Annotated in this window: 2 protein-coding genes; both read left to right on the plus strand. The window is 62.2% G+C overall.

Translation table 11 applies throughout. From position 1 onward, the window contains the following. On the plus strand, nucleotides 1–333 hold a 333-nt coding region (gene tssE / locus BLX42_RS06570; protein WP_161871419.1), incomplete at its 5' end, for a type VI secretion system baseplate subunit TssE. After that, a partial coding sequence (tssF, locus tag BLX42_RS06575) for a type VI secretion system baseplate subunit TssF (RefSeq protein WP_161871420.1) occupies nucleotides 333–1,309 on the plus strand: 977 nt, incomplete at its 3' end. The genes tssE and tssF, both read left to right, overlap by 1 nt.

Raw genomic sequence — 1,309 nt, forward strand, 5'->3', positions numbered from 1 at the left:
ACCCGCCAGTCCCTGGTCGCCGAGCAGATCGAAGGTTTCAGCCAGCTCGGTGGCTCCATCCTTGAATACGGCATGCCCGACTTCATCAGCCGCAGCGTGCTCGACCCGCACGACCGGCGGCTGATCCAGCAACAGCTGGAGCGCGCGATCAGTACCGGCGACCGGCGTTTTCGCCGGGTGCGCGTACAGCTGCTGGCCCAGCAGAACGGCCATCGCATGTTGACCTTCCGCGTGGACGCCGTGTTGCGTCTGCAGGACATCAGCCGCCAGGTGTCGTTTGACGCCGTGCTGCAGGTCAACACCCAGGAATACAAAGTGCAGAACCTCAACTGATGCTCGACGAACTGCTGCCCTACTACGAAAAGGAACTGTCGCACCTGCGCTTCCTCGGCCAGGAGTTTGCTGCGCAGTACCCGAAAATCGCCTCGCGGCTGCTGATCGAGGGCGACAACTGTGAGGACCCGCATACCGAGCGCCTGATCGAGGCGTTCTCGTTCCTCTCGGCGCGGGTGCACAAAAAGCTCGATGACGAGTTCCCGGAGATTGTCGAATCGTTCCTTGAGGTGCTGTACCCGCACTACCTGCGCCCTACCCCGTCGATGTCGATCGCCGAGCTCAGCCTTGGCAAGCAGGAGAAGGTCACCGAAGCCTACCGCGTGGCGCGGCACACCGAGATGCACGCCAATGCCGTTGAAGGCGTGGTGTGCAAGTTCCGCACCTGCTACCCGGTGGAGCTGTGGCCGGTTGCCGTGCAGCAGGCCTCGTTCACCGAGATGGAACGCTCGGCCTTCAACGGCCACAGCGCCGATCTGGTGGCGCGCTTGCGCATCCGCCTGCAAGCCACCGGCGACGCCTTGTTCGGCCAGATGGAGCTTGACCGCCTGCGCTTCTTCCTCGACGGCGAAGCAACGCTGATGCACCAGCTCTACGAGCTGCTGTTCAACAACCTCGCCAAGGCCACACTCAGCTTCCAGGACGAAGGCCGCAGCCGTGAAGTCGCACTGCCCGCCGACGCCCTGAAAGCGGTGGGTTATGCCCGCGACGAAGGCCTGGTGGATTACTCCGAGCGCTCGTTCCTCGGTTACCGCCTGCTGCACGAGTACTTCACGTTCCCTGACAAATTCATGTTTTTCGACCTCTCAGGTTTTGCCCGCATCCTGCAGGGCAAGGCCATCGAGCAGGTCGAGATCAACTTCTACTTCAACGATTACGACCTCAGCGAGCGCCTGGCGCGGCTGGCCCAGAACATCGGGCGCAACAATTTCAAGCTCAACTGCACGCCGATCATCAACCTGTTCCGCCAGCAGGC

This window comes from Pseudomonas sp. SG-MS2, from assembly GCF_009933855.1.
Taxonomy (GTDB): domain Bacteria; phylum Pseudomonadota; class Gammaproteobacteria; order Pseudomonadales; family Pseudomonadaceae; genus Aquipseudomonas; species Aquipseudomonas putida_E.